Below are 23,385 nucleotides of genomic sequence, written 5' to 3' on the forward strand. Positions count from 1 at the left end.
ATAATAAATAACAAAGTTTTTCAATGGCGCTTACTATTTAAGAGTACTTTATGGCTTTGCATGTTGTTTTTTATCGTTTTTTTTCTAAAAAAAAGAAAGGCAAAACTACAGTAGATTTGCCTTTCATTTCATGGATAAAAATTGTTTTTATAACGCGTTGTAAGCTGGAATTGCAGCTTTTAAAATGGCAACGGCTTTAATTAAATCTTCTTTCTTTAAGACATACGCTATACGTACTTGGTTTAAACCCATTCCTGGAGAAGAGTAAAAGCCAGCAGCTGGTGCTACCATAACAGTTTCACCATTCAAGTCAAAACTTTCTAGTAACCATTGTGCAAAAGCATCAGCGTTATCTATTGGTAATTGTGCGATACAGTAAAAAGCACCTTTTGGCTTACTGATAACAACACCATCAATTTTGTTTAACTCTTCAATTAAGGTATCACGTCTTTCTCTATATTCTGATATAACTTCGTCAAAATAAGATTGAGGTGTATCTAAAGCTGCTTCGCTAGCAATTTGTTCTATGGTAGGTGGACTCAAACGTGCTTGTGCAAATTTCATAGCCGCTGCCATCACTTCTTTATTTTTTGATGTGATACAGCCTATTCTTGCGCCACACATGCTGTAACGTTTTGATACAGAATCAATCATAATTGCGTGCTCCTCAAGTCCAGGAATACTCATTACAGAATAATGTACATCACCATCATAAGTAAACTCACGGTACACTTCATCTGAGATTAAAAACAAATCATGCTTTTTTACAAGTTCTGCCAGTTGCAGAATTTCTTCTTTTGAGTATAAATAACCTGTTGGATTTCCAGGATTACAAATCAAGATTGCTTTTGTTTTTGCTGTAATTAACTTTTCAAAATCGGCTACTGCTGGCAGTGCAAACCCATTTTCAATAGTCGATATTACTGGAACAACGGTAACACCTGAAGCAGTTGAAAAACCATTGTAGTTTGCATAAAAAGGTTCTGGAATAATAATTTCATCCCCTTGATCCATGGTGCTTCCCATTGCAAAAAGTAATGCTTCAGAACCTCCAGTGGTAATTATAATATTTTCTGTAGATACATCAATACCTTGTTGGGTGTAATAATTCGATAATTTTTTACGATACGATTCATTTCCAGCAGAATGACTGTATTCTAAGATGGTTAAGTCAATATTTTTTACAGCTTGCATTGCAACTTCAGGAGTTTTTATGTCTGGTTGTCCAATGTTTAGGTGGTATACTTTATGACCTTTCTTTTTTGCAATTTCAGAGAATGGGACCAATTTACGTATTGGTGATTCAGGCATTTGTTTGCCTTTGTTAGATATAGTTGGCATATTTTTGAATTATAGATGCACAAAATTGCGATTTTTTTTTGAAAGTAAATGCAATAAAAAGGTTTATCAATTGTTAAATCTTTATTTTTAAACTATTTATTTACTAACTTTATAATAAATAAATTTAATGAAATCAATTCTACTTTTCTTCTTACTGTGTGTAATTTTTCCTGTTTATTCTCAAGATGGTTTTCAGTTTCAAGGTAAAGCGACTAAAACGGTTGTTCCTTTTCAGTTGATTAATAATTTAGTTTTTGTACCCATAAAAGTAAATGGTGTTGAGCTTAATTTTTTATTGGACACAGGTGTTGCCGAAACCATTCTTTTTAGTCTGGAAGAAAAAAAAGAGTTCCGTTTTCTAAATACAAAGAAAATAACCCTAAGAGGTTTGGGAAGTCAAAAATCTGTAGAAGGATTAAAATCAACTAATAATACACTTGCCTTTAGTCATATGATTAGTAGAAATCATTTGTTGTATATTGTATTAGATCCAGAATTTAATTTTTCTTCTCATGTGGGTATTCCAGTAAATGGAATCATTGGTTACCAGTTTTTCAGAAATAATTTAGTAGAAATTGATTATCAGCATAAGAAAATTATTGTTTATAAGCATGATGAAAAGAATCGATTAAAGGTATCTAAAAAATCAGCTGTTCTGCCTATAATAGTAGAAAAATCTAAACCTTATATATTTAGTAATGTAATTATTGATACTGGTATCATTCCTGTTAAATTGTTAATTGATATCGGCAACAGTGATGCGTTATGGTTGTTTAATAACAATAGAAATGATTTGCAAATTCCCTCTAAAAATTTCGATGATTTTCTTGGAAAAGGTTTTAGTGGAGATATTGAAGGGAAAAGAGCTAGAATAGCTCGTTTTGAGTTGGGGACTTTTCATTTTGATAGTCCATTAGCAGCCTTTCCTGATAGTGTGTCTGTAAAGAATGTTGAAATGGTTCCTGGTAGAATGGGATCGGTTGGAGGTGAAATTATGCGTAGATTTAAAGTAATTTTTGATTATAAAAATAATGAACTTTTTTTGAAAAAAAATAATAATTTTAAAAGCTCTTTTACTTACAATAGAAGCGGCATAGAGGTAGAACATTATGGTCTTGTATGGGTACAAGAAACAGTAAAAATGGAGGCTGTATCTTCAAGTTTAGGTTATAGTGAAGGTGGGGGAGGAGTAACAGTTTATCCCAATGATTTTAAATACAAGTTTCAGTTAAAACCAAATTTTCAAATATCACATGTAAGAAAAAAATCAGCAGCAGCAAGATCAGGTTTGAAAAGTGGTGATGTAATTGTTAAGATTAATAGACTCAATCCTTATGAAATGACCTTACAAGAGATTAGAGCTATATTTAAAGATGAGGATAATAAATGGATTACGATTGAAGTACAACGTAATAGTATACCGCTAAAATTTCAATTTCAACTGGATAACATTTTATAATGTGTCATCCAGCTAGAAACTATTTTAGTCTGTAACGACTTCTCCTTTTATTTTTAGAGCAATTCTTCCACCCTCATAATTTACAGCGTTAGATTCCACTGTAATTGTTTTTCTTATAGGTCCAAGAGTCATGTTGTATTTTACACTTATTTTACCAGTTTTACCAGGCATCACGGGTTCTGTAGGTTTGTACGGGAAAGTACATCCGTTTGTAGATAACACATTTGTAATAATTAGCGGAGCGTTACCTGTATTTGTAAAAACAAAATCTCGAACTCCACTTTCAGTATTTTTCACTCTTCCATAATCAATGGTATTGTCAGGAGCTTCAAAATTAATTTTAGGTCCGTTTTGAGCCAGGCCAATACTTGAAAACAAAATTAATGTAAGTAATGTAATCGTTTTTTTCATTATAATTGTTAGATTCGGTTAGGTAAATATACCTTGTTTATAATTATAGAACAAAATTTTATTTCTCTTTTTATAGTCTACTTAATTATTTACTTTTGTTCACTTATTGAATTACAAATATCAGACCAAAAACAAGAGCTGCATTTTTAGGAATGCTACAACGGTTTTAAAACTCTAAATAAAATGACAATTCCTGCACAATTCGACGCTAAAACTATTGAAAATAAGTGGTATGACTACTGGATGAAGAATAATTATTTTCACTCAGAGCCAGATCATAGAACACCATATACCATAGTAATTCCTCCACCAAATGTAACCGGAGTTTTGCATATGGGGCATATGCTTAACAATACCATACAAGATGTATTGATAAGAAGAGCTCGATTAAAAGGTTTTAATGCGTGCTGGGTTCCTGGTACTGATCACGCATCTATAGCAACAGAGGCGAAGGTTGTAGCAAAGTTGAAGGCAGAGGGAATCAATAAAAATGATCTAACTCGTGAGGAATTCTTAGCGCATGCGTGGGAATGGACAGATAAATATGGCGGAGTAATTTTGGATCAATTAAAAAAACTTGGTGCTTCTTGCGACTGGGAACGAACAAAATTTACAATGGACCCTGATATGTCAGCTTCGGTAATTAAATCTTTTGTTGATTTATACAACAAAGGTTTGATTTATAGAGGATACCGAATGGTAAATTGGGATCCTGAAGCTAAAACAACTTTGTCTGACGAAGAAGTTATATATGAAGAACAACAAGGAAAGCTCTTTTTTCTTAGATATAAAATTGAGGGTACAGAAGAATTTCTAACCATTGCTACAACACGTCCAGAAACAATTTTTGGAGATACTGCAATTTGCATCAACCCTAACGATGAACGTTTTGCTCATTTGAAAGGTAAAAAAGCAATTGTCCCAATTTGCGGAAGAGTAATTCCAATCATTGAAGATGAGTATGTTGATATCGAATTTGGAACAGGTTGTTTAAAAGTGACTCCTGCTCACGATATGAATGACAAAACTCTTGGAGAAAAGCATAATCTTGAGATTATTGATATTTTTAACGAGGATGCAACTTTAAATAGTTTTGGACTGCACTATCAAGGGCAAGATCGTTTTGCGGTTCGGGAACCTATTGCTATAGAATTGCAAACAATAGGTGCTTTAGCAAAAACAGAAACGCATCTTAATAAAGTAGGAACTTCAGAAAGAACCAAAGCTGTTATCGAGCCACGCTTGTCTGATCAGTGGTTTTTAAAAATGGAAGAATTAGTTAAACCAGCAATCAAATCAGTGCTTGAGGATGGTGACATTAAATTGCATCCAGCGCGTTTCAATAATACCTATGCACATTGGTTAAACAATATTAGAGACTGGAATATCTCCCGTCAATTGTGGTGGGGACAACAAATTCCAGCTTATTTTTACGGTGATGGAAAAGAGGATTTTGTAGTTGCAGAGAATATTGATGATGCCTTAAAGTTAGCAAGAGAGAAAACTTTAAACCTTGAACTTGAAACAAAAGATTTAAAACAAGATGTGGACGCCTTAGACACTTGGTTTTCTTCTTGGCTGTGGCCAATGTCTGTTTTTGGAGGAATTATGGATCCTGAAAGCGAAGATTTTAAATATTATTATCCAACGAATGATTTGGTTACAGGTCCAGATATTTTGTTTTTCTGGGTAGCCAGAATGATCATTGCAGGGTATGAATACACGGGGCAGAAACCTTTTACGAACGTATATCTGACTGGTTTAGTAAGAGATAAACAACGCCGAAAAATGTCTAAATCTTTAGGGAATTCTCCTGAGCCTTTAGAATTGATTGAAAAATTTGGTGCTGATGGAGTTCGTGTAGGATTGCTTTTGAGTGCTTCTGCTGGAAATGATATTATGTTTGATGAAGAGTTGTGCAACCAAGGGAAAGCGTTTACTAATAAAATTTGGAATGCCTTCAAATTGATAAAAGGTTGGGAAGTTTCAGATACAATTGAGCAACCCGAATCATCAAAAGTAGCAATTGAATGGTACGAAGCTAAATTGCAGCAAACTCTAGCTGAAATTGAAGATAATTTCGAAAAATATAGAATTTCTGATGCCTTAATGGCTATTTATAAATTGGTTTGGGACGACTTCTGTTCTTGGTTTTTAGAAATGATTAAACCAGCATATCAGCAACCAATTGACAGTATAACTTTTGCGAAAGCGATTGAAATGCTTGAAAATAACCTGAAATTATTGCATCCGTTTATGCCTTTCTTGACTGAGGAAATTTGGCATTTAATTGCAGAGAGAACGGCTGAAGAAGCTTTAATAGTTGCAACATGGCCAGAATTAAAATCATTTGATTCACAATTAATTACAAATTTTGAATCTACAATAGAAGTAATTTCAGGAATTAGAACAATTCGTAAGGATAAAAACATACCCTTTAAGGATGCTATTGACTTTAGAGTACTAAATAATGAAAATGCGTCAACTTATTTTGATAGCGTTGTTGTTAAATTAGGAAATATTAATGATTTAGAATACGTTTCAGATAAAGTAGAGGGAGCACTTTCTTTCCGTGTTAATTCTAACGAATATTTTATTCCAATTACTGGAAAAATCGATGTAGCTGCCGAAATTGCAAAATTAACAGAGGAGCTCAATTACATTAAAGGTTTCTTGAAATCAGTTCAAGTTAAATTGTCAAATGAAAAATTTGTTGCCAATGCTAAACCGGAGGTAATTGAAAACGAGCGAAAAAAAGAAGCGGATGCTCTATCAAAAATCGAAACCATTGAGCACAGTTTAGCAGGACTTCAATAAATTTTTAATTTTTATTTATTTCAAACCCATTTCAATGACAAATTGAAATGGGTTTTTTATTTTAAGTATTATTTTTAAATTAAAATACTTGTAAAACATCGATGAAAGACATGCTGGCTGCTATTTAAAGAGTATTTTATCCTTTAATCGATATTAAATTGAGTTGCTGTTTTTTGTGTGTAATTTTGGGGGATAATTGTATAAATACCACATTTACAAATACATGAGAAAAATATTTAGTATTGCTTATAAGCAAGATTATAATAAAGGATACGCTATTGGACTAAATCCTTTTTTAGAATACAATAGCAACATGCAAAACGATGCTTGTATAGCAGGATTTAATGCAGGAAGGTCAGATTATGAGCGAATGAATGGTTTTATAAGAGACGGTATTCCTAGTAGAATTGTTACCGAAAAAGTTTTAGAAGATTTTTTAATTGCGGGATTATTAGGATTACCCATAGATGATTCAGGATATACTTCTTATCAACTTGGAATTATTGCAGAATGGTACCAAAGTGGTACTGAGAAATATGAACCAGATTATAGCGTTTCCTTACTAAATGTTTTAGACAGTATAGGTATAGAGATGGGATAAGCTAGAGCAATTAAATATAAAAAAACACCTCCAAAGCTATTGCTTTGGAGGTGTTTTTTTATCCAGTTAAAGTATTAAATATTGATTCAGAATTACAATTTATACTTTAAAATAGCCATTACTTGCCTTGGAGCAATAGGATTTGTACTGTAATTTTCGTGCACCGTATAATTCAATTCATTTGTTATGTTAGAAAGTTTACATAAAAGTGAAATTTTATTCCATTCGTAGCCAAGAGATGCATCTACAGTTGTATAACCTTTTAATGGGATGTCTCGGTCTTCTATAGTAATAGTGTAGGTTTTTGGCGTAGTTGAAGGCTTGTTTTCAGTCCACACATAACGGTCGTTCCAACCTCCCACTCGGTCACCTACATAGCTAGCGATACCACCAAGTGTTATTCCTTTGAAAAAACCTTCTGGAATTTTGTAAAAAACACTAAAGTTGGCAGTGTGTTTAGGTGTTCTGGTTAATAAATCACCTTCAATTAAACTTCCACTTGTACCAGAAGTTTTAGTGATTTTGGTTTCATTAAAACTATACCCTGCCAAAACGTTTAAACCTTTAACTGGGTTAGCATTGATGTCAATTTCAATCCCTTTTCCTTTCGTTCCTCCTACTAATTCTCTCAAGTTCGTATTTACATTTGGGGTAACTCCATCAGCTGCAAAAGGAGCTGTTTGTGCAAGATTATTATTTTCAATAATATAGGCGGTAATGTTTGTTGTAAACAAACCTTTCATAAAATCTTTTTTGATTCCTACTTCATATTGGTCAATAATAGAAGGATCAAGTGGTTTGTAATCAACTGTCGTTCCTGTATTTGGCGTGAAAGAATTAGAATAACTACTAAACACGGTTGTGGTTTTATTAGGTTGGTATACTAAGCCTGCTTTTGGAGAAAACGCTTTATTTAAATTTTTGGCTCCTTCAGTAACTGTGTTTTTTGTAAAATCTGTGGTTACTACTTGAGCTTCTTGCCAAGACCAACGTATACCTGCCAAAACTTTAATTTTATCTGTAATCGATATCAAGTCTTGTGCAAATCCACCAAAACGACTAGTTTCTGTAATTGCAATTTGTGTATTGGCTGCATTTGGAATGTCGTTTCTTTGTGAGTTAGGAATGAAACTAAAAAGATTGATTGTGTCGTATAAACTCGGATCGTATTTTCCATTTACCATAACCGCTTTTTCGTTAAAAACATAGGTGTAGTTATCAGCAATAGACAATTCATAATCTACCCCAGTAAAGATTTGATGTTTTACTTTTCCAGAATAAAAAGTACCTTGAATACTTAACTGGTCACCAAATATTTTCTCTAAATTTTTATTTTGAACCAATCCTCTGTTCCACGTTCCAGGCACCGAATAAGTGTTTAAATTGGAAAGTTGCGCTGTAGATTTTTGGCTTCGATCATAATTTTGAAATGATGAATTAAAATTCAAATTCCAATTGATATTAAAATCGTGGTGTAATTGAACCGATGCACTTGAAGACTTGGTGTTTCCATTAGACCATTTTGCTCCAAAAAACTGATTTCTTGGTAAATCTAATATTTCTTTTCCAACAATTCCTGTCCCAAAATCAGGTGTCCAATCAGCGCTTAAATAATCCCCTTGTACGGTGATTTGAGTTTTGTCTGTAACATGAATTAATAAAGATGGATTAATGTAAATTCTATCGTTTTTTACAAAGTCTCTAAAGCTTTCTGATTTTTCGTAAGAAGCATTTACGCGATAAGCAATGGTTTTACTCAAAGGGCCATAAAAATCAATAGATGGTTTGTAATACGAAAAACTTCCCATTTGCATGGATAGTTCGCCTCCAGCCGTAAACTTTGGAGTTTTTGTTACCAAGTTCAAAATACCTCCTGGAGCCACATTTCCATATAATAATGCCGATCCACCTTTTAAAAATTCTACTTTTTCTAAACCAGAAACCTCAGGAATAGAACCCCCGTTGTATCTAAACCCATTTTTAAACATATTGTTACCTGACATGTCATAACCTCTTGAGAAGAATGATTCCTGTGCACCACCTCTTGCTGAACCCACATAAATACCGTTGGCATTTTTAATTACATCGCTCAACCTAATAGATTGCTGTTGACCAATAATTTCAGATCCTATAACTTGTAAACTTTGTGGAGTATCCATTGGTTTTAAACCAGAACGCAAAGCAGATATTGTTTTTTTGTCTTTGTTGCTTGAAACCACAACTTCTTTTAATATTTGTCCTTTTTTATTTTTTACAGTGTCTACTGCTGTTTCCATGTAAGCTTCAATTTCTTTGGTCTCTGTAGTGTTTAATCCAGTTTGTGAAAAACTAGAAAGACTCATAAAAAAAGCAGCTACGGGTAAAAAAATATATTTCATTTGCATTTATTTAGAATAATTAAAAATAACTTTGCAAATATAAAACCCATCTTTTGAATTACAAAGCTTATTTAGATTAAATACTAATAAAAAACTAATAAAAATTTAGTGCATTGATTTGTAGTGAATTAAAATAGTATTTTTTGAAGAATGAAAGTCTAACTTAACTTTCTATGTCTCAATTAAACCAATTAAATTGTAAAAAAGGAAATGAAAAACGGCAAGCTTAGTCTTTTAAATGACGCGCCTGGAAAATAGGGGGTATGGCAATCAGCAAAAAAGATTTTAAGATTGTGATATAAATAGCTATTTATTTTAAATACGGATAAAGAGTGTTAATGAAGTTTCTTGTCTAGAATAATACAAAGGGAGGCATATATTACTTCAATTGTAAAAATGAACTCTTTCTCATTTTTTTAAAATTACTCGTCTTAATTGTTGTTCCGGTATCTAATATCAAAATACCCGAATAGTACGGATATCTTTTTAACAACTGCAATCCATCCTTTTGACCAAGTACCATTATAGAGGTACTTAATCCATTAGCCGTTTCAGCATTTGGACCTATAATTGTTACGCTACACAAACCTGTTGCAGGATATCCCGTCAAAGGGTTTATAATATGAGAATAGCGTTTACCATCAAAAACGACATATTTTTCATAACTCCCAGAAGTGGTTACGGCTTCTTGCCTTAATGGAACGATCGACATAATTTTTTCAGGTCGAAAAGGGTTCGTAATACCAATATTCCAAGGTTTGCCATTAGGCTGCGTTCCCCACGTACTCATATCGCCAGAGCCATTAATGATTCCAGCAGGAATGCCTTTGGACAGCATCATAGCACGGCATTTATCGGTTGCGTATCCTTCGCCTAAGGCGCCAAAACCTATTTTCATCCCTTTTACTTTGAGGTAAATGGTAGACTCTAAACTGTCTAAAATGATATTTTCATAACCCACCTTTTCTACTGATTTTTGAATAGCTTCTGCTGTGGGCATCTCGGTCATCGACCCGTCAAATTTCCAAATCCTATCCATAGCCGCAAAGCTAATGTCAAACGCGCCCTTAGTAATCTTTGATAATTCAAGCGCTCTTTGCGTCAATTCAAATACTTCTTTGTCAACTTTTACGGGGCGAATACCTGCATTTTGATTCACTTCCGAAACTTGAGAAGTAGGCTTCCAGTCCGAAATCAAATTCTCTATACGTGTAATTTCGGCAACAACTTCATCAATACTTTGTACAGCTGTTGTAGTATCTTGAGCCACTATAGAAATGTCAAAGCGACCACCCATCAATAATGTGGTTCTTTTTTTTAAAACTTGAGCTTCTAGGTTTTGGACCAATAAGAAGGTTACTAGCGATAAAAATATACGAAATTGGATCATTACTTATTAATTTTTTAGGGCGTGACCCTCAGTTTCTTTCCAAAGGACGAAACTGTGGGTCGTGCTGTTCGTTCCCGCTTTTATAGAAAAACCCTGAAAAAGGCTTTCCTATAAAGAGCTCCACTGCCATCACTCACGCAAAAACATGCGTACAGTAAGGTATTTTTTTTAATAGCAGTCAGACAGAATTTGATTTTTATTTTTGTACAAGTCAATTCCAACTCTGGTATGCTCAAGACAAATATTTTCTAAAACACGCTCTACATCTTGCTGCATGGCTAGTGAACCACAAATCATGATTACGCCGCCAGAAACTAGTAAATCTATAAAAAAGGAAGCATCACGCTGAATTAAATCCATGACATACATAGCATTTTCTTCACGAGATAGCGCTACATGAAATTCTGTTAGCCTCTTTTTTTCTATCATTTCATTTAGGAAAAATTCATACCCTTGTACGGTTTCGGTTTTTTTCCTAAAACCACAGTATATAGAGGTAGAAACTTTTGTTTTATTTTGGTCAATCATTCCTAAAAACGGAGCAATTCCTGTTCCATTTGAGATCATTGCAATTTTTGTAGCTTGCTCAGGAAAATAAAATGACGGATTAGGTAATATTCTACCCTCAAAAACATCTCCTTTTTTTAAGTGATACAAATATCGAGAACCCAAACCATACGGATGTAATTTCACTACAAGTTGCATAGTGTCTTGTAGTATACCTATTGAGTACAGTCGTTCTTGATTGTCGTTTGCAGGATAAATGGCAAGCAAATCACCTGATTTTATTTTGTTTCTTTTGGCATATCCTAGATTCATAATAAAAGTTTGGTCTTTAGGAGTGACTTCTGTTTTATCAAGTACAATAAGTTTTTTTAATCCCTTTGGTACAGCATTGTATAAAGATGGGGTAGTAGCCAGCGGGATTCCTGTTTTGGCATTCCACAAGCGTACCCATTCTATAAATTCAGTAACTGACTTGTCATTAACAGTTTGTAAATCGAGTAATCGTACAGCCCAGTCTTGCTCCTCTAAAATACGATCAACTGTAGATGCAAATTCACAAAAGTCAGGATAAGCACGAGATCCAAAACCCAATACTGAAAAATTTATCTTTTGGTTTTGACTGTTTTGATTTACTAGTGATGTAAACTTAGCAGCATTTGCAGGTGCATCACCTAAGCCATGCGTTGCAGTAAAAACTAAGATATGTTCTGTTTGAGGATAGGTTTGATATGAGTTGAGTTCCGTTATAAAGACTTTATTTCCTGCCGCAATAAGTTGTTTTTGAATCGCATTTGCAAAAACGAGTGTGCTACCATTCTCTGATCCTACTAAAATAATGATGTTGCTTTCGTCTTTTTTGAATTTGTTTTTTAATCTGCTTGATCTACGTTTGAGTGTCATGGCAAACCCAGAATAGATAAAAAACAATATGTTAATACTTGCAAAACCCAGTATTAATGCCCATAAAATACTTGTTCTCCCGGTATGTAAATTGAGACTCCAGCTTGAAATAAGCGTTTGCAATGGGAAAGGTGTTTCGCGCACTACCGCTCCAGTTAATTGATTTACTTCAATTTCTTTGTCACCTAAAGTTATAATATAATTTTCCTCAGGATCATCAGAAAACGGAAATTCAATTTTTTGAATTTCGCTCAGTAAGGTGTTTTTATAAAATGATTGAGCTGTTTTTTTTGTTGGAGTATGAGTTATAGTAGTTGTATTTTTAGTTTCTGTTTCAGCAGAATCCATAAAAAAATTGAACTTCTCTAGTGTCAAAAAAGTTCCTGTAATGGCAAGTATTAGAATCGGAATCAAAGACCATCTTCCTAAAACAATGTGGTAGTACTGAGCAAAGTTTTCCTTGACAATTTTTGAAAATAAACCACGGAAATTTTTCTGTCTTTTGATCAGCAGTACCAATCCAGAAATACTGATTAAAACCAACAAAAAAGAGATAAAACCAACTATGAATCTTCCTGTTTCTTTTAAAAATAAAGACCTATGAAGGGCAGTAGTCCACAAGATAAATTCGTTTTTTTTCTCGGGTTCCCCAAGGATTTCCCCAGTTTTAGGATCTATGTATGCGTTGACATCTTGATCTTGACCGTCTATTCCTTCTAAAATTACAAATTGATTGTGATCTACACGTACCGAAGTTATTTCTGGGTAAACGTTTCTAACTGCTGTAATAGTTTTGTCTAACGTGAGGGTATCAAAATTAGCAACTTTGTAAGGTGGAGTTTTTTCCTGAATAGCATCAACAGCAAGAATCACTCCTGTAACTGATGCTAATATTAAAAACAACGCTGAGAATAAAGCTAGAGCTAAATGTGATAATCGCCAAAAAGAAAGAGTCATAATATTAAAATAATTACTTATCCGTTCTAACTATAAAATTGAAAGTGGATCAAAGTAGATGATTTATTTAAAAATGACCCTTGCATTCATTTAAAAAGCAAGGGTCAATTAGTTTGAATTGAAGTACTATAGGAGTACTAAATTTTATTTAAACGCACATATCTGATGTAATTATTACCTTCAGTTTTAGCGGCAATTCCTTCAGTAGTAAGTGGAATTTCAATATCGGTGGTGTGGTATTTGTGATCTTCTACAGCGGTTTCAAAACGCAATTTAAATCCTTTATTGATTTTAGCATCTTCAATTTCAATAGTCGTGATGCTACGGTCGCCTCCTGTTACAGATGCGCCTGTTTTAGCACTTAAATTTTCAGGTTTTTTAGCATAAAATTTATGCCATTCCTTTAATGTTTTGTACCATTTTTTATCATCGCCCATTACATAAAGCGTTTTTACGTATTCTCCTTTTGCATTCACTAGTGAAACTACAATGTACGCTCCTTCGCCCATATAGTTTGACATTTGTAACATGCATTTGTATTTACTACTTTGAGCAGTTGCTTGATTTGTTGTAAAACACAATAATAATAGGGTTAACGATATTTTAAGTATGGATTTCATATTTTTATTTTAAAAATTCTAGATCAATTTTGTTTGTGGTAAGCGTCTCATTTTCTTTAGCCAAAGAGTATGCCGTTTCATCAAATTCAGTAGTAATATCTTTTTTTACTCCTATACTTAATAAATATTTTAACATAACATCATCCTTTGCAATCATGGCGGCTTTGTGAAGTGCTGTTAATCCGTCTTTGTTTTTTGAATTTAAGTCTATTGGCAAAGAAGACAATTTTTTTACCAAACCCAAATCATTTTTTGCAACTGCAAAATGGATTAAAGTACTGCCGTCTTTTTGTGGCGCAACCATATCAAGACCTTTTTCTTGTAAAAATTTCATTTTCAGATCAAATGGGTCTTGAACGGCACCGTTTGCGTTGTCTAGTTTACCGTTCATTGGTCTGTAGGATTGAATTAAATAGTACCCTAAATTGTTTTGATCTTTGTCTAATACTTTTGGATTTGCACCTTTGTTTAGTAGTGCTGTAACTGCTTCGGGAGTTCCCGATTTCACAGCAAGCGTCAAAGCCGATTCTCCTTTTTCATTTTGAGCATTGATATTTGAAACAAGTGGTAACAATAATTCTAATGCAGCTATGTCTCGGGCTGCTGCCGCCACCATGAGCGGAGTATTTCCTTCATTATTACTAGTGTTTACAGGAACACCTTTTGCCAGAAAATAATTGATTACTTCAATTTGGTTTGGCTTTCCTGCTAAAAAATGCAAAACCGTTTCTCCGTTTTTATTGGCAGTAGTAGGTTTAAGTTTTAAATCTTCTACTAAATATTTATAGGTCTCTATTGAAGTTACCTCTCTTCTTGATCCTTGAGCAGCAAAAAGTAATGCGTTGTTGGTATATTTTACTCCTTTTTCAATAAGTGATTTTAGCAAGGCTATATTTCCTGATCTTGCAGCATAATCAAAAGCGGTGTTTCCATCAGCATCAGTATCTTTTAAAGACATTCCTTTTGAAGTGAAATAATTTGTAAGTGCTAAACTTTTATCACCAGCAATAGCCATGTGCATCAAGTTTACTCCATCTCTATATTTTTTCTTAGGATCTGTCCCTGCTTTAAAAAAAGCTTCGTAAAGTGCCGTGTTGCTTTGGGCTCCAATTGCGGCAAAAGTAAGTGGGGTTTCGCCTTTACTATCTTCCAGATTAATGTCAGACCCTTTTGCAATTAAAAGCTCTACAATTGCCGTATTCCCTTTGTTTGCTGCCCAATGTAAGTAAATACGATTGTCATGTGTCAATTTACTCACTTCATTGCCGGGTTGTTCTAAAAGGTATTTTATAGTCGCTTCTGGCGCATCATTATTAATTGCCATTACGGTAACATCAAAAGCATTTGCTGTGGATGCTGATGGGCTATTGCCTTTGTCAATTTCAGCTTTTACAATATTCACATCTGGTTTTGTTTTCCAAAAAGTGGATTCTAATAAGGTATTTTTTTGCTGTGCGCTTACTAACATTGTTGTTACAAAGGCCAACGAAACAAAAAGTTTATTTTTCATGTCAATAGTATTTGAATTTCTATTTTTAGCTACTTATTTAGATTAAATAAAAATAATATGTTGCAAATATAGAAACCCTTTTTGAAGAATTAAAATTATTTAGAATAAATATGAATAGTAAAGTAAAAAATTATCAAATTTCTTAGGGCTGTATCATATAAAAAATTAATTTACAGACTTTTAACTGAAATTAGATTCTAACTACTTTTTCAAAACAAACTGTTCAGACAAAGGTTTTCCTTGCTGGATTCCGCTTATTTTGGCAATTATAGATTGGGATGACACTTGCTGGTAGGTAATAGTTCTAGGATAATCGTTTTTCGGGTTTTCAAAAACCATTGATTTTTCTGTTGCGCTATTTAAAGTAAAAACAACAGGTTGATCATTATGTTGTCCTTTTATTGTAGCCGTGTAAGTTAGATTATCACCCTTTTGTTGCAGTACAATTGTTTCATGGTGTATAGTATCCTTATCTTGTATGTAAAATGAGGTACCTAGTAAAGTACTATCATTGCCTTTTGTCCAGTTCTCAGTAAGAGTTCCGGTTGCTGTTTTGTATTTCCAGTTCCCAATGATCCATTGGGCTGCTTTAATTTTTTCTTTTTCGCTAGTTTTGTTTTTGTTACAACTAAAAATACATATTACGGACAAGATAATTAGGGCTGATTTTTTCATGGAATGTATTTAAGGATGAATATTTTGTGCCTTACAAATTTATAAAAAAGATGTGATTTCTGTTGAAATATTTATTCTTCAATTATAGTTTACATGTTGTTCCTAGCCCAGATAGAAGCGGCATCCTTTTTATGATTTTTTTAAATCATAAAAAGATATAGCGGATAGCTGGATTAAGCTCCAGAAAACTAACTATTGCTTTTAAGAATTTGGTGTACAAGATCTTTTGTGGCAGCGACTCCGTTTAACTGCTCCCGAACCTTAATAAAACTAACGTTAAAGGTACAGCCTACTTTATACTGGCTGCATCCATAGGCTAGTTTTCCTTTTAATACGGTTCCTTTTTTGCATTTTGGGCAAGTTAATTCGTCGGGAACGGCTTTCGCCAAAGTCTTCTTTTGTTCAAGTATAAGTTGGAAATTTTCGTCTAAACGCAATAATCCTTCTACTGTACCGGATTGTGTTTTAAAATCTTTCAAGTTTACGGTAGATCCTTTATGCAATAAGCGCAAGTATTGATTTTCTGAAATCTTTTTTTCGGCATAAACATAAGGTAATAAAAAAGTACATCCAGATTGATAGGCACTACAACCGTAGGCTGTTTTTCCTTTTAGTAGCGATCCTTGTTTGCATTTTGGGCATTTTTGTTGTGCAATTCCGGCAGGTGATTTTTTTACGGGTTTTGCAATTTTCTTTTCCTCATGCAGTGGTGTTGCATGTATGGCTCGACGGGTTTCTAGACGAACTTCATCAACAAGTACTCCTACCATTTGTTTCATATTATTAATGAATGAAGCAGCAGAATACGTTCCTTTTTCAATATCCCGAAGTTGTTTTTCCCAAGAACCCGTGAGTTCTGCTGATTTTACCATATCATTTTGAATGGTGTCAATCAGTTGAATGCCGGTTGCAGTGGGTAATACCTGTTTCTTATTACGAATAATATATTGCCTCTTGAATAAGGTTTCAATAATGTTAGCTCGGGTTGATGGTCTGCCAATACCATTTTCTTTCATAAGTTCGCGCAGGTCATCATCTTCAACTTGTTTTCCGGCGGTTTCCATGGCTCTTAATAAGGTAGCCTCGGTAAACTGGTTGGGCGCTTTCGTTTCTTTTTCTAAAAAAGAAGGTTCATGAGGGCCGCTTTCGCCAATGGTGAATAAGGGTAAAAGATCGGTTTCTTTTTCCTTGGCATTTGGATCTTCAAAAACAACTCTCCATCCTTTTTTTAAAATTATTTTACCGGTTGTTTTAAAAACTACATCGGCAGCTTTACCCAGCACCGTAGTATTGGCCACAAGACAATCGTCATAAAAAACAGCAATAAAGCGTTTGGTTATAATATCGTAAACCTGCTGGTTGTTGTAGGACAAGTTATTTTGTACACCCGTGGGAATGATTGCATGGTGATCTGTTACCTTACTGTCATTAAAAACCTTACTTGATTTTTTAATTTTTTTATTCAGTAAGGGCGCGGTCAATTGTGTGTAAGCCGTTAATTTTTGTAAAATACCAGGCACTTTTGGGTACACATCATTAGGTAAAAAAGTGGTGTCTACTCTAGGGTAGGTAATTACTTTTTGTTCGTATAACAGCTGTGCTATTTTTAAAGTTTCATCTGCTGAGAAACCAAATTTAGTGTTGCAATACACTTGTAATCCAGTAAGGTCAAATAATTTTGGAGCATACTCATTGCCGTTTTTCTTGTCAACAGCAATAATTTCAAACGGGCTTTCTTTTACTTTTTGAGCCAGAATTGCACCTTCTTCTTTCTTTAAAAACCTACCTTCTTCATAATTAAAAAGAGTTTCACGGTACATGGTTTGTAATTCCCAGTAAGGTTGTGGCTTGAAATTCATAATTTCTTTATACCGTTCTACAACCATAGCAAGAGTAGGGGTTTGTACCCTACCTATAGATAACACTTGCTTGTATCCACCATGTTTTACAGTGTACAGTCGAGTGGCATTCATACCCAGCAACCAGTCACCAATAGCTCTAGAGAAACCAGCATAGAACAAGTTGTCGTATTGACTGGAGGGTTTTAAGTTTTGAAAACCTTCTCTAATAGCTTCGGTTGTCAAAGAGGAAATCCAAAGTCGCATCACCACTCCTTTATAGTGTGCTTGGTTCATAACCCAGCGCTGAATGAGTTCTCCTTCTTGGCCGGCATCACCACAATTAATAACCATTTCTGCTTGGTCAAACAATTGTTTTACAATTTTAAACTGTTTTTGGATTCCTGAATTTTCCACCACTTTGGTTTCAAATTTCTCAGGAAGCATGGGTAAGTTATTTAAATCCCAACTTTTCCAGTGTGGTTTGTAATCATTAGGCTCTTTAAGCGTGCACAAATGTCCAAAAGTGTAGGTAACCGCATAACCATTCCCTTCATAATATCCATCTCGTTTAGTGTTGGCACCCAGTACTGTTGCAATTTCTCTTGCCACACTAGGTTTTTCTGCAATACATACCTTCATCTTCATATACATTTAAGGGCGCAAATTAGCAATTTAGAAAGGATATCAAAAAACAATTCACACTGAGTTTTCAAAAGCTTTTTTTAAGGAGCAGTACTTCTTTCTTAGTAAGTAAAACTCCTCCTGCTATCCGCTATATCTTTCATCCCGAAAAAATCGGGATAAAAGGATGCCGCTGCTATCAGGGCTAAATAGAATATATTCTTTTTCAATAGGAGTAAAGTGTAACACAAGAATGCTAAACTTAAATTTTTAGGGAAACTCTAGCGCATATATAATCCTATAACAGATTCAAATAGTTGTCATAAAAATGGTCGAGTAGTCTTATTTACGGCATTTGTCAAGCATTAGATTCAAAAATAAAATGGAACTCTAAAGTTTTTGACAAACCAAATAGAAAATTTTTTCTTCGCTACCAGGGAATAATCTAGATAGCGAAGAAAAATTTAAAAACAACTCAAGGAAGGTTTTGAGTTGTTTTTAAATATATACGGTTACTTACTAAAATAAGAATACGTATCGTTGTTTTTTAATTGAAGCAAGGTTTTATAAATAAGCTGTATCACATTTTCTACATCCGAGCGATCAACCATTTCCACTGTAGTGTGCATGTAACGTAGCGGTAAAGAGATCAAAGCCGATGCTACACCTCCGTTACTGTAGGCAAATGCATCAGTATCTGTGCCTGTTACTCTTGACGAAGCTAATCTTTGAAAGGGAATTTCATTTTCAATGGCTGTATCAAGAATTATTTCGCGTAGTGTATTGTGTACAGCTGGAGCATAGGTAATCACTGGTCCTTTACCTATTTTGGTGTCGCCTTCTATTTTTTTATCAATCATCGGCGTGGTTGAGTCATGACATACATCGGTTACAATAGCAACATTCGGTCGTATGGTTTTGGTAATCATTTCTGCGCCACGCAAGCCCACTTCCTCTTGCACCGAATTGGTAATATAAAGACCAAACGGTAGTGTGATTTTATTTTCGTGCAACATTCTGGCTACCTCGGCAATCATAAAACCACCCATACGATTGTCAATGGCTCTGCAAACAAATTTGTTTTCATTTAAAATCATGAATTCGTCTGGATACGTAATTACACAGCCTACATGAACACCCATAGCTTCCACCTGCTCTTTGGTTTCACAACCTATATCAATAAAAATATTCTCAACTTTGGCAGTCTCTTCTTTTCCTCTGCTTCTTGTATGTATGGCTGGCAAGCCAAATACCCCTTTTACAATACCTTTTTTAGTATGAATATCCACTCTCTTTGATGGAGCAATTTGATGGTCAGATCCGCCGTTGCGTATCACATACAGTAATCCATCTTCAGTAATGTAATTTACATACCATGAAATTTCATCGGCATGTCCTTCAATAACTACTTTATATGGAGCATCAGGGTTTATAACTCCTACAGCAGTTCCATAGGTATCCGTAATAAAGGTATCTACATATGGGCGTAAATAATCCATCCATATTTTCTGACCTTCGCTTTCGTAGCCCGTAGGAGAGGCGTTGTTTAAGTATTTTTCTAAAAAGGCTAAGGAAGTTGTATTTAATAGTGTTGTTGTACTCATAAAATATTTTTTTTGCTAAATTAAAAATTTGGCATCACACTTGTACATATATTGTATAATTTTGATTTTAAAAATTCGAAACATGAAACCATTGCTTATAGCGTTATTAATTATTTTTTGTGTTCACTTCTCAAATGCACAGACAACACCTCAAGACACTACAAAAATAGGTTATGAACTTGGTGAAGATGAATATGAAATAAATGACACCATACAACTGCCAGAAATTTTAATTTCAAAAGAGAAACTAGATCCAGAAGCTAGAAAACAATTCTTATTGCTACAAAGTAGAGTATATAAAGTGTATCCTTATGCAAAAATAGCATCGGAGCGATTGACTAATCTTAACAAAGGCATGGCGAATTTGAAAACGAATAAAGAAAAGAAAAAATATTTTAAAATCGTTGAGGGTTATTTGAGCAATGAATTCGAAGCAAAACTCAAAAAACTATCCCGCAAGCAAGGCCAAATATTAGTAAAGCTTATTCACAGGCAAACAGGTACTACTACTTATGAGCTTGTAAAAACCCTCAAGAGCGGTTGGAAAGCATTTTGGTCAAATACCGCAGCAAGTTTATTTGATATCAATCTTAAAACAAAATATGCTCCATATACCGTAAACGAAGACTATTTAATAGAAACTATATTATTTAGAGCGTTTGAAGCTGGAAGACTTCAAAACCAAAAACCAGCAATTGTTATAGATTATGATACTTTAAACGATTCCTGGGTGAAACGAGCTGAGAATTTAAAAAAATGATCGTCTATATTTCTTTCTATTAAATTAGAGTTTTAATAAGTGTTAGTGCTATTTGATTTTTTCTAGAATAGATCTCCGTTCCACTTTAGTATACCTTAAAAAAGCACAATTAAAGAATTGTTGTTTTTCCTTATAATGTATGTGTCTCTTTAATAGAGAGGAGTCAATAGCGAGAATGGAATAAGAGTTGATTTGAGTTGTACCTTATATATAGTATAGAAAGTCTACCTACCTATATATAGTAATAAAACTATCAAATACCCTCCAAAAGCTTGATTTCACTGTTTGGCAATCAAAATTCAAATAAGCTAAAAAAAAGTTTAGGTTTTAAGAGTCGTTTAATCAGGGTTTTAGTTTAAAAGTTAAGAAAAGAATAAAAAAAGGTTCAAAAAAAGCTTGTAAAAGCGAATAAAGGTTGTAGTTTTGCACCCGCAATGACGCAGACGTTCTTTAAATGATTGGCAAGAAAAACAAAGTGATTAGAGATTTATTCTTTAAAAAAACTTTAAAAAAAGCTTGTGAGATTTAAAAACGAAAGTTATCTTTGCACCCCGCAAAACGCTGGAAGTTCCTTGAAAGATTGATGAGAAAAAGAGAAGTAAACGAGATAAAAATTATCTCAAAAAAACTTTAAAATTTTCTTGCCAGTTAAAAAAAGAATAACTACTTTTGCACCCGCTTTGAGAAACAAACGAAAGGCGAAAAAATAGTAAGAATACGTTCCTAGACATATTGAATTGACAGCCGTTTTGTTCGCAAGAACAGAACATAAAGAATAAGAGTAATAGAATCGGAAGATTTGAAAAAACCACTAGAACAGAGTCGAATAACAATAGTTCGCCACGGCGAACAAACAATATACGATGAAGAGTTTGATCCTGGCTCAGGATGAACGCTAGCGGCAGGCTTAACACATGCAAGTCGAGGGGTATAGGTTTTCGGATCTAGAGACCGGCGCACGGGTGCGTAACGCGTATGCAATCTACCTTTCACAGAGGGATAGCCCAGAGAAATTTGGATTAATACCTCATAGTATAGCAGTTTCGCATGAAACCACTATTAAAGTCACAACGGTGAAAGATGAGCATGCGTCCCATTAGCTAGTTGGTAAGGTAACGGCTTACCAAGGCAACGATGGGTAGGGGTCCTGAGAGGGAGATCCCCCACACTGGTACTGAGACACGGACCAGACTCCTACGGGAGGCAGCAGTGAGGAATATTGGACAATGGGCGCAAGCCTGATCCAGCCATGCCGCGTGCAGGATGACGGTCCTATGGATTGTAAACTGCTTTTGTACAGGAAGAAACACTCCCTCGTGAGGGAGCTTGACGGTACTGTAAGAATAAGGATCGGCTAACTCCGTGCCAGCAGCCGCGGTAATACGGAGGATCCAAGCGTTATCCGGAATCATTGGGTTTAAAGGGTCCGTAGGCGGTTTAGTAAGTCAGTGGTGAAAGCCCATCGCTCAACGGTGGAACGGCCATTGATACTGCTAAACTTGAATTATTAGGAAGTAACTAGAATATGTAGTGTAGCGGTGAAATGCTTAGAGATTACATGGAATACCAATTGCGAAGGCAGGTTACTACTAATGGATTGACGCTGATGGACGAAAGCGTGGGTAGCGAACAGGATTAGATACCCTGGTAGTCCACGCCGTAAACGATGGATACTAGCTGTTGGGAGCAATTTCAGTGGCTAAGCGAAAGTGATAAGTATCCCACCTGGGGAGTACGTTCGCAAGAATGAAACTCAAAGGAATTGACGGGGGCCCGCACAAGCGGTGGAGCATGTGGTTTAATTCGATGATACGCGAGGAACCTTACCAAGGCTTAAATGTAGATTGACCGGTTTGGAAACAGACTTTTCGCAAGACAATTTACAAGGTGCTGCATGGTTGTCGTCAGCTCGTGCCGTGAGGTGTCAGGTTAAGTCCTATAACGAGCGCAACCCCTGTTGTTAGTTGCCAGCGAGTCAAGTCGGGAACTCTAACAAGACTGCCAGTGCAAACTGTGAGGAAGGTGGGGATGACGTCAAATCATCACGGCCCTTACGCCTTGGGCTACACACGTGCTACAATGGCCGGTACAGAGAGCAGCCACTGGGCGACCAGGAGCGAATCTATAAAACCGGTCACAGTTCGGATCGGAGTCTGCAACTCGACTCCGTGAAGCTGGAATCGCTAGTAATCGGATATCAGCCATGATCCGGTGAATACGTTCCCGGGCCTTGTACACACCGCCCGTCAAGCCATGGAAGCTGGGGGTGCCTGAAGTCGGTGACCGCAAGGAGCTGCCTAGGGTAAAACTGGTAACTAGGGCTAAGTCGTAACAAGGTAGCCGTACCGGAAGGTGCGGCTGGAACACCTCCTTTCTAGAGCCTTAGTGTTAGTAGTAATACACGCTAGGGAAAGAAGACGAAAGTTCAAGTTGGAAACAGATACCAACATTTTATTACTCTTGCTGTTAATTTAAAAAAAAAGAGAGGAAAGAAGATAGAAAATGGAGTATAGATGTAGTCTATAATCTTAAATCTTTATTCTTTACTCAAAATAAAGAGTGTCTCGTAGCTCAGCTGGTTAGAGTACTACACTGATAATGTAGGGGTCGACAGTTCGAGTCTGTCCGAGACAACAAAAAAAGTATTAAGTACTTAGTAGTAAGTATTAATACAACACGTTCATATAAACAGATTGAAAGGAAATTCTAGGGTTGAAAGATTACGAATTACAAATAATTCATAATTCATAATTCACAATTCATAATTAAATTGGGGGATTAGCTCAGCTGGCTAGAGCGCCTGCCTTGCACGCAGGAGGTCAACGGTTCGACTCCGTTATTCTCCACAAATTTAGTCGAAAGACTAAAGTCTGAAAGTCAAAAGTATGACTTTATGACCTTAGACTTTATAACTTTCGACCTAAATAAAGTTCATTGACATATTGAGATAAGAAATAATAAAAAGTAGAAAGAACACGTTTGTGATTTATCAT

14 protein-coding genes, 2 tRNA genes and 1 rRNA gene are annotated in these 23,385 nt (G+C 35.0%); 7 read left to right on the forward strand and 10 right to left on the reverse strand.

Annotated features, from left to right (window positions below):
- Positions 1 to 147: 147 nt before the first annotated feature.
- On the reverse strand, positions 148 to 1,341 hold the full coding sequence (locus LQ189_RS03640) for a pyridoxal phosphate-dependent aminotransferase (protein WP_230154378.1): 1,194 nt from the start codon (positions 1,339 to 1,341) through the stop codon (positions 148 to 150).
- A gap of 127 nt (positions 1,342 to 1,468) precedes the next feature.
- Here LQ189_RS03640 and LQ189_RS03645 point away from each other — a divergent pair, with 127 nt between their 5' ends.
- On the forward strand, positions 1,469 to 2,800 hold the full coding sequence (locus LQ189_RS03645; RefSeq protein ID WP_230154379.1) for an aspartyl protease family protein: 1,332 nt from the start codon (positions 1,469 to 1,471) through the stop codon (positions 2,798 to 2,800).
- A 24-nt stretch (positions 2,801 to 2,824) separates the two neighbouring features.
- Here the strand turns inward: LQ189_RS03645 and LQ189_RS03650 are convergent, their stop codons facing one another.
- Entirely contained in the window at positions 2,825 to 3,211 is a 387-nt protein-coding gene (locus tag LQ189_RS03650) for a DUF1573 domain-containing protein (protein WP_230154380.1), read from the reverse strand.
- 183 nt (positions 3,212 to 3,394) lie between these two features.
- Between LQ189_RS03650 and LQ189_RS03655 the strand changes: the two genes are divergently transcribed.
- Both LQ189_RS03655 and LQ189_RS03660 read left to right on the forward strand, forming a co-directional pair.
- The gene (locus LQ189_RS03655; protein WP_230154383.1) at positions 3,395 to 6,028 is read left to right on the forward strand and encodes a valine--tRNA ligase; all 2,634 of its coding nucleotides are present in this window, start codon (positions 3,395 to 3,397) and stop codon (positions 6,026 to 6,028) included.
- Between the two features lie 223 nt (positions 6,029 to 6,251).
- Positions 6,252 to 6,629, forward strand: coding sequence for a hypothetical protein (locus LQ189_RS03660; protein WP_086455429.1), 378 nt, complete (start codon positions 6,252 to 6,254; stop codon positions 6,627 to 6,629).
- A 92-nt stretch (positions 6,630 to 6,721) separates the two neighbouring features.
- Here LQ189_RS03660 and LQ189_RS03665 read toward each other — a convergent pair whose 3' ends face one another.
- The 8 genes from LQ189_RS03665 to LQ189_RS03700 all read right to left on the reverse strand — a co-directional run bounded on the left by LQ189_RS03665 (position 6,722) and on the right by LQ189_RS03700 (position 19,632).
- Positions 6,722 to 9,007, reverse strand: a complete 2,286-nt coding sequence (locus LQ189_RS03665) for a TonB-dependent siderophore receptor (protein WP_230154385.1) — start codon at positions 9,005 to 9,007, stop codon at positions 6,722 to 6,724.
- Positions 9,008 to 9,386: 379 nt separating this feature from the next.
- Positions 9,387 to 10,397 (reverse strand): FAD:protein FMN transferase, encoded by a 1,011-nt coding sequence (locus LQ189_RS03670; RefSeq protein ID WP_230154387.1) that lies wholly within the window; start codon positions 10,395 to 10,397, stop codon positions 9,387 to 9,389.
- 168 nt (positions 10,398 to 10,565) lie between these two features.
- The gene (locus LQ189_RS03675) at positions 10,566 to 12,761 is read right to left on the reverse strand and encodes a PepSY domain-containing protein (protein WP_230154388.1); all 2,196 of its coding nucleotides are present in this window, start codon (positions 12,759 to 12,761) and stop codon (positions 10,566 to 10,568) included.
- Positions 12,762 to 12,898: 137 nt separating this feature from the next.
- The gene (locus LQ189_RS03680) at positions 12,899 to 13,381 is read right to left on the reverse strand and encodes a DUF2271 domain-containing protein (RefSeq protein ID WP_086454382.1); all 483 of its coding nucleotides are present in this window, start codon (positions 13,379 to 13,381) and stop codon (positions 12,899 to 12,901) included.
- 4 nt (positions 13,382 to 13,385) lie between these two features.
- Entirely contained in the window at positions 13,386 to 14,891 is a 1,506-nt protein-coding gene (locus LQ189_RS03685) for an ankyrin repeat domain-containing protein (protein WP_230154389.1), read from the reverse strand.
- Between the two features lie 201 nt (positions 14,892 to 15,092).
- Positions 15,093 to 15,566, reverse strand: coding sequence for a DUF6265 family protein (locus tag LQ189_RS03690; protein ID WP_230154390.1), 474 nt, complete (start codon positions 15,564 to 15,566; stop codon positions 15,093 to 15,095).
- 188 nt (positions 15,567 to 15,754) lie between these two features.
- Positions 15,755 to 18,046 carry a DNA topoisomerase 3 gene (locus LQ189_RS03695; protein ID WP_230158617.1) on the reverse strand — a complete coding sequence of 764 codons (2,292 nt, stop codon included), beginning with the start codon at positions 18,044 to 18,046 and terminating at the stop codon, positions 15,755 to 15,757.
- A 494-nt stretch (positions 18,047 to 18,540) separates the two neighbouring features.
- Complete coding sequence (locus tag LQ189_RS03700; protein WP_230154391.1) at positions 18,541 to 19,632, reverse strand: M42 family metallopeptidase; 1,092 nt, start codon at positions 19,630 to 19,632, stop codon at positions 18,541 to 18,543.
- Positions 19,633 to 19,714: 82 nt separating this feature from the next.
- On the opposite strand from LQ189_RS03700, the gene LQ189_RS03705 reads away from it, so the two are divergent.
- The 4 genes from LQ189_RS03705 to LQ189_RS03720 all read left to right on the forward strand — a co-directional run bounded on the left by LQ189_RS03705 (position 19,715) and on the right by LQ189_RS03720 (position 23,238).
- Positions 19,715 to 20,392 carry a DUF4294 domain-containing protein gene (locus tag LQ189_RS03705; RefSeq protein ID WP_158727731.1) on the forward strand — a complete coding sequence of 226 codons (678 nt, stop codon included), beginning with the start codon at positions 19,715 to 19,717 and terminating at the stop codon, positions 20,390 to 20,392.
- 860 nt (positions 20,393 to 21,252) lie between these two features.
- Positions 21,253 to 22,766: ribosomal RNA gene (locus tag LQ189_RS03710) — 16S ribosomal RNA — on the forward strand.
- Positions 22,767 to 22,952: 186 nt separating this feature from the next.
- Positions 22,953 to 23,026, forward strand: a tRNA-Ile gene (locus tag LQ189_RS03715).
- 138 nt (positions 23,027 to 23,164) lie between these two features.
- Positions 23,165 to 23,238, forward strand: a tRNA-Ala gene (locus tag LQ189_RS03720).
- The last annotated feature ends 147 nt before the right edge of the window (positions 23,239 to 23,385 follow it).

Origin of the sequence: Flavobacterium sp. CECT 9288 (assembly GCF_918731615.1) — a bacterium.
In the GTDB taxonomy this organism is placed as follows: domain Bacteria; phylum Bacteroidota; class Bacteroidia; order Flavobacteriales; family Flavobacteriaceae; genus Flavobacterium.

What these genes read in the sequence shown, in the direction of transcription:
- LQ189_RS03640 (WP_230154378.1), bottom strand. Translation starts at nt 1,341, where the DNA reads ATGCCAACTATATCTAACAAAGGCAAACAAATGCCTGAATCACCAATA.
- LQ189_RS03645 (WP_230154379.1), top strand. Translation starts at nt 1,469, where the DNA reads ATGAAATCAATTCTACTTTTCTTCTTACTGTGTGTAATTTTTCCTGTT.
- LQ189_RS03650 (WP_230154380.1), bottom strand. Translation starts at nt 3,211, where the DNA reads ATGAAAAAAACGATTACATTACTTACATTAATTTTGTTTTCAAGTATT.
- LQ189_RS03655 (WP_230154383.1), top strand. Translation starts at nt 3,395, where the DNA reads ATGACAATTCCTGCACAATTCGACGCTAAAACTATTGAAAATAAGTGG.
- LQ189_RS03660 (WP_086455429.1), top strand. Translation starts at nt 6,252, where the DNA reads ATGAGAAAAATATTTAGTATTGCTTATAAGCAAGATTATAATAAAGGA.
- LQ189_RS03665 (WP_230154385.1), bottom strand. Translation starts at nt 9,007, where the DNA reads ATGAAATATATTTTTTTACCCGTAGCTGCTTTTTTTATGAGTCTTTCT.
- LQ189_RS03670 (WP_230154387.1), bottom strand. Translation starts at nt 10,397, where the DNA reads ATGATCCAATTTCGTATATTTTTATCGCTAGTAACCTTCTTATTGGTC.
- LQ189_RS03675 (WP_230154388.1), bottom strand. Translation starts at nt 12,761, where the DNA reads ATGACTCTTTCTTTTTGGCGATTATCACATTTAGCTCTAGCTTTATTC.
- LQ189_RS03680 (WP_086454382.1), bottom strand. Translation starts at nt 13,381, where the DNA reads ATGAAATCCATACTTAAAATATCGTTAACCCTATTATTATTGTGTTTT.
- LQ189_RS03685 (WP_230154389.1), bottom strand. Translation starts at nt 14,891, where the DNA reads ATGAAAAATAAACTTTTTGTTTCGTTGGCCTTTGTAACAACAATGTTA.
- LQ189_RS03690 (WP_230154390.1), bottom strand. Translation starts at nt 15,566, where the DNA reads ATGAAAAAATCAGCCCTAATTATCTTGTCCGTAATATGTATTTTTAGT.
- LQ189_RS03695 (WP_230158617.1), bottom strand. Translation starts at nt 18,046, where the DNA reads ATGAAGGTATGTATTGCAGAAAAACCTAGTGTGGCAAGAGAAATTGCA.
- LQ189_RS03700 (WP_230154391.1), bottom strand. Translation starts at nt 19,632, where the DNA reads ATGAGTACAACAACACTATTAAATACAACTTCCTTAGCCTTTTTAGAA.
- LQ189_RS03705 (WP_158727731.1), top strand. Translation starts at nt 19,715, where the DNA reads ATGAAACCATTGCTTATAGCGTTATTAATTATTTTTTGTGTTCACTTC.